The 6,793-nt window shown below is 64.2% G+C and carries 9 protein-coding genes; all 9 read left to right on the top strand.

Annotated features, from left to right (window positions below; genetic code table 11):
• Window positions 1-103 precede the first annotated feature (103 nt).
• The 9 genes from thiD to H6B51_RS05465 are packed head-to-tail and all read left to right on the top strand — an operon-like array spanning window position 104 to window position 6,773.
• Window positions 104-922: a bifunctional hydroxymethylpyrimidine kinase/phosphomethylpyrimidine kinase gene (thiD, locus tag H6B51_RS05505; protein WP_204882725.1), complete on the top strand. Its 819-nt coding sequence runs from the start codon at window positions 104-106 to the stop codon at window positions 920-922.
• Window positions 919-1,431, top strand: a complete 513-nt coding sequence (gene thiW, locus H6B51_RS05500; protein WP_204882724.1) for an energy coupling factor transporter S component ThiW — start codon at window positions 919-921, stop codon at window positions 1,429-1,431. The genes thiD and thiW overlap by 4 nt, the downstream gene beginning before the upstream one ends.
• 5 nt (window positions 1,432-1,436) lie before the next feature.
• Window positions 1,437-2,273 (top strand): hydroxyethylthiazole kinase, encoded by an 837-nt coding sequence (thiM, locus tag H6B51_RS05495; RefSeq protein WP_204882723.1) that lies wholly within the window; start codon window positions 1,437-1,439, stop codon window positions 2,271-2,273.
• On the top strand, window positions 2,254-2,913 hold the full coding sequence (thiE, locus tag H6B51_RS05490) for a thiamine phosphate synthase (RefSeq protein WP_204882722.1): 660 nt from the start codon (window positions 2,254-2,256) through the stop codon (window positions 2,911-2,913). The genes thiM and thiE overlap by 20 nt, the downstream gene beginning before the upstream one ends.
• On the top strand, window positions 2,906-3,544 hold the full coding sequence (locus H6B51_RS05485; protein ID WP_204882721.1) for an HAD family hydrolase: 639 nt from the start codon (window positions 2,906-2,908) through the stop codon (window positions 3,542-3,544). The genes thiE and H6B51_RS05485 overlap by 8 nt, the downstream gene beginning before the upstream one ends.
• The gene (tenA, locus tag H6B51_RS05480; RefSeq protein WP_204882720.1) at window positions 3,541-4,200 is read left to right on the top strand and encodes a thiaminase II; all 660 of its coding nucleotides are present in this window, start codon (window positions 3,541-3,543) and stop codon (window positions 4,198-4,200) included. Before H6B51_RS05485 ends, tenA begins: the two co-directional genes overlap by 4 nt.
• A complete protein-coding gene (locus H6B51_RS05475) occupies window positions 4,197-4,958 on the top strand; it encodes an ABC transporter ATP-binding protein (RefSeq protein WP_204882719.1) in 762 nt (253 codons plus the stop codon). Before tenA ends, H6B51_RS05475 begins: the two co-directional genes overlap by 4 nt.
• Window positions 4,955-5,713 (top strand): ABC transporter permease, encoded by a 759-nt coding sequence (locus H6B51_RS05470; RefSeq protein WP_204882718.1) that lies wholly within the window; start codon window positions 4,955-4,957, stop codon window positions 5,711-5,713. The genes H6B51_RS05475 and H6B51_RS05470 overlap by 4 nt, the downstream gene beginning before the upstream one ends.
• A 31-nt stretch (window positions 5,714-5,744) precedes the next feature.
• Window positions 5,745-6,773, top strand: a complete 1,029-nt coding sequence (locus H6B51_RS05465; protein WP_335342110.1) for an ABC transporter substrate-binding protein — start codon at window positions 5,745-5,747, stop codon at window positions 6,771-6,773.
• The last annotated feature ends 20 nt before the right edge of the window (window positions 6,774-6,793 follow it).

Below are 6,793 nucleotides of genomic sequence, written 5' to 3'. Positions count from 1 at the left end.
CCTCAAGCCTATTCTAACAAATTACGACTTGCTGCGTTAGAGACACCTGTGTTTCATTTTCCTTTGGTGCCTTGAAGCGCAGCGGAAAGGAATGGTCATAACTATGAAATGTGTGCTTACCATTGCCGGCAGCGACTCCAGCGGGGGCGCCGGCATCCAGGCCGACCTGAAAACCATGACCTGTCTGGGGGTGTTCGGCATGAGCGCGGTCACTGCTCTCACCGCCCAGAACACCACCGGCGTCCGGGACGTGCTGGAGGCCACCCCGGAGTTCGTGGGGGAACAGCTGGACTGCGTTTTTGAGGATATCCGCCCCCAGGCCGTGAAGATCGGCATGGTGTCCTCTGCCCCCATCATCCGGGCCATCGGGGCTAAGCTGCGGCAGTATGAGGCGGAGAACATTGTGGTGGACCCGGTGATGGTGGCCACCAGCGGCTCCGCCCTTATGCAGGGCAGCGCCCTCACCGCCCTGATGGAGGAGCTTTTCCCCCTGGCGGCGGTTATCACCCCCAACATCCCGGAGGCGGAGCGGCTGTGCGGCTTTGCCATCGAGACCGGGGAGGATATGCTGCGGGCGGCGGAGACCATCGGCAAGACCCTGCCCGGGGCGGTGCTGGTGAAGGGGGGCCACCGGACCGATTGTGCCGACGACCTGCTGTGGCAGAAAGGACAGGCCAGCTGGTTCCGGGCTCCCCGGGTGGACAACCCCAATAACCACGGCTCGGGCTGCACCTTGTCCTCCGCCATTGCTTCCTTCCTGGCCCTGGGGGAGGACTTGCCCGGGGCGGTGGAGAAAGCCAAGGCCTACATCACCGCCGCCATGGAGGCCAGGCTGGATCTGGGCCGGGGCAGTGGCCCCTTGTGGCACAACTACGCCATCCCAGAGGGGGGACAGGTAGGCGGTAAGGGGGATCGGACGTGAGACAGAGCAACCCGGCAAAAAAGCTGGCCATTGCCGGACTGCTCACCGCCCTGGCGGTGGCGGGCAGTCTGTTTTCCTTCCCGGTGCTCAGCTCCCGGTGCTCTCCGGTGCAGCACATGGTGAACATCCTGTGCGCCGTATTCCTGGGACCGGGCTACGGTTTGGCTTCCGCCTTCGCCGCCAGCCTGCTGCGCAACCTGCTGGCCCTGGGCTCTCCGCTGGCCTTCCCCGGCAGCATGGTAGGGGCCCTGGTGTGCGGCCTTACCTACGCCGGTACCCGCAATCTGGCCGCCACCTGTGTGGGAGAGGTGGTAGGTACCGGGGTGCTGGGCGCGCTGGCCGCCTGGCCCATCGCCACGCTGATCCTGGGGCAGAAGGTGGCGGCCTTCGCCTACATGGTGCCCTTCCTGGTGTCCACTGTAGGTGGCTCGGTCATCGCCGGAGCGGTGCTCTTTGCCCTGAAGCGGTCCGGCGGCCTGGATACCATGCAGGCCCTGGTGGCGCGGTGAGCGCCATGGAACGGATGGAATTTGCCGCCCGGCTCAGGGCGGTGCGGGAGCGGGGGCCTCTGGTTCAGTGTATCACCAACATGGTTACCGTCAACGACTGCGCCAACATCCTGCTGGCGGCGGGGGCCTCCGCCACCATGGCCCACCATCCCCTGGAGGTGGCTGACGCGGTGGCGGGAGTCCAGGCCCTGGTGCTCAACCTGGGGGGCATTGACTATCAGGAGGCCATGTTTATCGCGGGAAAAGAGGCCAACCGGTTGAGGGTGCCGGTAGTTTTCGACCCGGTGGCCGCCGGGTTCACCAGCCTGCGGCGGGAGACCGCCCGCAGACTCTTGGAAGAAGTACAGTTTGCCGTGATCCGAGGCAACGCCTCGGAGATCCGGGCCCTGGCCCAGGATAAGGGCGGCGGCAGCGGGGTAGACGTGTCCGCCGCCGACGCGGTCACCGAGTCCGGCCTGCCTGGGGCGGCGGAGCTGGCTCTTGCCCTGTCCCGGCGGACAGGGGCAGCGGTGGTGCTCTCGGGGGCGGTGGACGTGGTAGCCCAGGGGGAGCGGGTGCTTTTCCTCCGCAACGGCAGCCCCACCATGGCACGGATCACCGGCAGCGGCTGTATGCTGTCCGCCCTCACAGGGGCATTCTGTGGGGCTTGTCCGGACAAGCCCTTTGAAGCTGCGGCGGCGGCTGCGGCAGCCATGGCCATTGCTGGAGAGGAAGCGGAGCGGCTGCGGCTACGGAAGGGGACGGGTAACGCCACCTTCCGCATCGACCTCATCGACAGTCTGTTCAACCTAACTGAGGAGCAGATCACACAAGGAGTGCGCTATGAAATTTACCAAGGATGAGATCCGGCGGGGGATGACCCTCTATGCTGTCACCGACCGGACCTGGCTGGGGGACCGTACCCTGGAGCAGGTGGTGGAGGAGGTGCTGCGGGGCGGAGCCACCTTTCTCCAGCTGCGGGAAAAGGAACTGACAGGAGAGGCGTTGCTGAGCCTGGCCCGCCGGGTGAAGGAGGTCGCCGCCCGTTACCGGGTGCCCTTCGTGGTCAACGACAGTGTGGAGCTGGCCCTGGCCTGCGACGCCGATGGGGTCCACGTGGGCCAAAGAGACCTGATGGGCCGGGACATCCGGGCCATCATCGGGCCGGACAAGATTTTGGGCATCACCGCCAACACGGTGGAGCTGGCGATGGCGGCACAGCAGGCCGGGGCCGATTACGTTGGCGCCGGGGCGGTGTTCGGTACCACCACCAAGGGGGACGCCAAGAACCTGAGCCTGGACACGTTGCGGGATATCTGCCGGGCGGTGACCATCCCGGTAGTGGCCATCGGCGGGATCAACGCCGGTAATCTGCTCCGTCTGGCCGGCACCGGGGCGGCAGGAGCCGCCGTGGTGTCCGCTCTCTTTGCCCAGGCCCAACCGGAACAGTCCGCCCGGTCCCTGCGAGTCTTGGCGGAAGAAATGGTGGCCGCTTATGGATAAGAAATTCTGCATTTTCGATATGGATGGAACACTGGTGGACTCCATGCCCGCCTGGAAGGCCCTGGGGCGGAACTATCTGGAGGAACGAGGGTTTCACCCTACCCAGGAGCAGTTGGCCATCATGACCCCCATGACCATGGAGGAGGGGACGGCCTATCTCATGGATACCTTTGGCATAAAAGGTCCGCCCGAGCGTATTGTCCGGGACATGGAGGAGATCATGGAACGGCGCTATCGTACCGATATCCCTTTAAAACCGGGGGCGGCGGACTATCTGGCCGCCCTGGAGGCCAAAGGAGTGCGGATGTGTGTGGCCACCGCCACGGCGGAGCCCCTGGCCAGGATCTGCCTGGAGCGGCTGGGGATTGCCCGGTATCTGGAGTTTATCCTCAGCTGCGAGACGGTGGGTGTGGGTAAAACCGCTCCCCGGGTGTATCTGGAAGCCGCCCGTCGTCTGGGGGCCGCTCCGGCGAACACCGCCGTGTTCGAGGATGCCTTTTATGCCGCCCGGACGGCCAAGAAGGCGGGCTTTTATGTGGTGGGGATCCCGGAGGCTACCTATGACGCACACTGGCCCCAGCTGTCCGCCCTGGCGGACGAGACCATTTTGGATTGGAGGAATGCCCTGTGACCGTGACCCAGCGGCTGTATAAGGCGGCAAAGCCCATCTGGCAGGCCTGTCATGACCACCCCTTTGTGCGGGGCATTGGAGACGGCACCCTGGACCGGGAGAAGTTTCAGTATTTTCTGCTCCAGGACTATCTGTATCTGTTTGACTACGCCAAGGTATTCGCCTGGGGGGTGGTGAAGGCTGACCAGCCGGAGCTGATGCGGTTCTTCTCCGCCAATGTAGACGCCATTTTGGGGGGCGAGATGAAGACCCACCGGGCCTATATGGCCCGGCTGGGCATCACCGAGGAGCAGGTGTTCCGGGTGAAGCCCGCCCTGGCCAACCTGTCCTACACCAGCTACATGCTCTCGGCGGCGGCCTCCGGCGGACCGGCGGAGATCGTGGCCTCCATCCTGGCCTGCTCTTGGAGCTACGCCGAGATCGGTGCCCGGCTGGCCCGGATCCCCGGGGCGGTGGACCATCCCTTCTACGGAGAGTGGGTGCGGGGCTACGCCGGGGAAGAGTACCAGCGGACCAACGATGCCCTGGTGGCCCGGATGGACGCCCTGGCGGAGGGCTGCACCCAGGAACAGTACCGGCGGCTGGAGGATATCTTTGTGAATTGCAGCCGGTATGAGCTGGGGTTCTGGGACATGGCCTGGAGGTTGGAGCGGTGAGTGCCCTGGAATTTCAATCAGTGTCCTATCAGTACCCATCGGAGGACTTTGACATCATCGACCGGCTCTCCTTCCAGGTGGAGCCCGGCTCCTTTCACTGCATCGTTGGAGTGAGCGGCTGCGGCAAGAGCACCATCTTCCGCATGACCAACGGCCTGCTTGCCCCCAAGGGGGGCGAGATCCTGGTGGACGGCCAGCCTATCGGCGGGCGGAAGCGGTACTGCGGTTATATGCCCCAAAAGGACCTGCTCTTTCCATGGCGCACCGTGGGGGAGAACGTGGCCCTGCCTCTGGAGGTGGCCGGAGGCCTGTCCAAAGGAGAGCGGCGAAAGAAGGTGGAGGCGGCCCTGGCCGACGTGGGGCTGGAGGGCTGCTTTGACAAGATGCCCCACGAGCTGTCTGGCGGGATGCGGCAGCGGGCCGCCTTTGCCCGCACCATGTTGACGGGCAGCGACCTGCTGCTGCTGGACGAGCCCTTCTCCGCTCTGGATTTTCTTACCCGCATCTCCATGCAGGAGTGGTTGCTGGACCAGTGGCAGCGGCATAAGAAGACTATTTTGTTCATCACCCACGACGTGGAGGAGGCGGTGTTCCTGTCCTCCAGCGTGCTGGTGGTGGAGGCCACCCCCATCCATGCCCTTACCGAGATTCAGGTGCCCGCCGGGTTCCCCCGGGACCGGGCCTGTCTGGCGGAGCCCAGTATGGTGGAACTGAAGGAGCGGCTCATTACGCTGCTGAGAAAGCAGGTGACGGCATGAAAAAAGCCTGCAAGGGCAACCTGCCTGCCCTCATTTTCCTGCTTGCCCTGCTGATGGTATGGCAGGGAGGAGCCATGGGGATGAACGCGGCCTACATCCTGCCCACGCCGGTGCAGGTGCTCCAGCGGCTGTGGGAGCTGCGAGAGCCCTTGTTCACCGCCCATCTGCCCGCCACCATGACGGTGACTACCATCGGCCTGGCCATCTCCCTGGTGCTGGGCCTGGCCCTGGCAGTGGCCATGGACGCCAGCGACGTGGTGCGGCGGATGCTCTACCCGGTGGTGGTGGTCTCCCAGACCATCCCCACCATCGCCATCGCGCCGCTGTTCGTGCTGTGGTTTGGCTACGGCATCTGGAGCAAAGTGGTGGTGACGGTGCTCATTACCTTTTTTCCCATCACCATCACGGTGTACGACGGCCTGCGCTCAGCCAAGACCGAGATGGCTGAGCTCCTTCAGACCTACGGCGCCACCCGCCGGGAGATTTTTTGGAAGATCAAGGCCCCCTGCGCTCTGCCCTACTTTTTCTCCGCCATCAAAATGGCGGTGCCCATGAGCATCATCGGGGCGGCCATCGGGGAGTGGCTTGGAGCCCAGAGCGGCCTGGGCTACTTCTCCCGCCGGATGATGAGTCAGCTGGACGGGGCGGGGGTATTTGCCCCCATCGTGCTGCTGTCGGCGGTAGCCATGGCGGCCGTGGGTATCGTGGCTCTGCTGGAGCGGAAATTTGTCCGCTGGAGAGGCGAATCCTCATAAGAAGCATATAAAAAGGAAAGGAAAGATGGATATGAAACGGATCTGTACCTTTGCCCTGGCGGGGGCCCTCCTGCTGGGAGGATGCTCTGCCCCCGCCGCCCAGCTCGGGACTGAGACCGGCGGGGACACCCCTTCCGGCGGTCAGGAGCTGCGGGAGATCAGCGTGGTGCTGGACTGGTACCCCAATGCTCTCCACGCCTTCCTGTACGACGCCATTGAGAAGGGCTATTTTGCCGAGGAGGGCCTGGACGTGACCATCCAGTTCCCCTCCAACGCCAACGACGCCATGTCCCTGGTAGCCGCCGGACAGGCGGAGATCGGCCTGTACTACCAGCAGGATGTCATCATTGCCCGGGCCAATCAGGATGTGCCCATCAAGTCCATCGGCGCGGTGGTCCAGGGGCCCCTGAACATCATTCTCTCCCTGAAGGAGAAGGACATCACCTCTCCGGAGGACCTGGTGGGCAAGACCATCGGCTACGCCGGCACCGAGCTGTCCGAGGCCCTGATCCACTCCATCATGGCCTATGTGGGGGCGGACTCCAGCGACGTGACCCTCATTGACGTGGGCTTTGACCTGATGAGCTCCATGACCACCGGCAATGTGGACGCCACCATCGGCTGCCTGGTGAACCACGAGGTGCCCCAGATGGAGGAGGAGGGGTTCGAGGTCAACTGGTTCGACCTGGACGACTACGGTGTGCCCACCTACTATGAGGGGGTGTTCCTGGCCAGCGACGAGATGATCGAGAACGAGCCGGAGGTACTGAAGGGCTTCCTGCGGGCCTGCGCCAAGGGCTTTGACGACATGCAGGCCGACCCGGACGGGGTGCTCCAAATCCTGCTGAACAATCAGAACGAGGAGAACTTCCCCCTGTCCCAGACGGTGGAGCAACAGAGCATGGCCACCCTCCTGCCCATGATGGAGACTGCTGAGGCACCCTTCCTGTCCCAGACGGCGGAGTGCTGGCAGGAGAACGTGGACTGGCTGCTCAGCGAGGGGCTGATCCAGGAGGCCCCCGCTCTGGGTCAGCTCTATGTGGACCTGCTGGACCAGTGACATAGGATAGCAACGGCCGG

This window comes from Pseudoflavonifractor phocaeensis (genome assembly GCF_016901955.1).
Taxonomy (GTDB): Bacteria; Bacillota; Clostridia; order Oscillospirales; family Oscillospiraceae; genus Flavonifractor; species Flavonifractor phocaeensis_A.
The sequence above is the reverse complement of the archived record's forward strand: the minus strand, read 5'-3'. Positions and strand labels throughout refer to the sequence as shown.

What these genes read in the sequence shown, in the direction of transcription:
- thiD (WP_204882725.1), top strand. Translation starts at nt 104, where the DNA reads ATGAAATGTGTGCTTACCATTGCCGGCAGCGACTCCAGCGGGGGCGCC.
- thiM (WP_204882723.1), top strand. Translation starts at nt 1,437, where the DNA reads ATGGAACGGATGGAATTTGCCGCCCGGCTCAGGGCGGTGCGGGAGCGG.
- thiE (WP_204882722.1), top strand. Translation starts at nt 2,254, where the DNA reads ATGAAATTTACCAAGGATGAGATCCGGCGGGGGATGACCCTCTATGCT.
- H6B51_RS05485 (WP_204882721.1), top strand. Translation starts at nt 2,906, where the DNA reads ATGGATAAGAAATTCTGCATTTTCGATATGGATGGAACACTGGTGGAC.
- H6B51_RS05470 (WP_204882718.1), top strand. Translation starts at nt 4,955, where the DNA reads ATGAAAAAAGCCTGCAAGGGCAACCTGCCTGCCCTCATTTTCCTGCTT.
- H6B51_RS05465 (WP_335342110.1), top strand. Translation starts at nt 5,745, where the DNA reads ATGAAACGGATCTGTACCTTTGCCCTGGCGGGGGCCCTCCTGCTGGGA.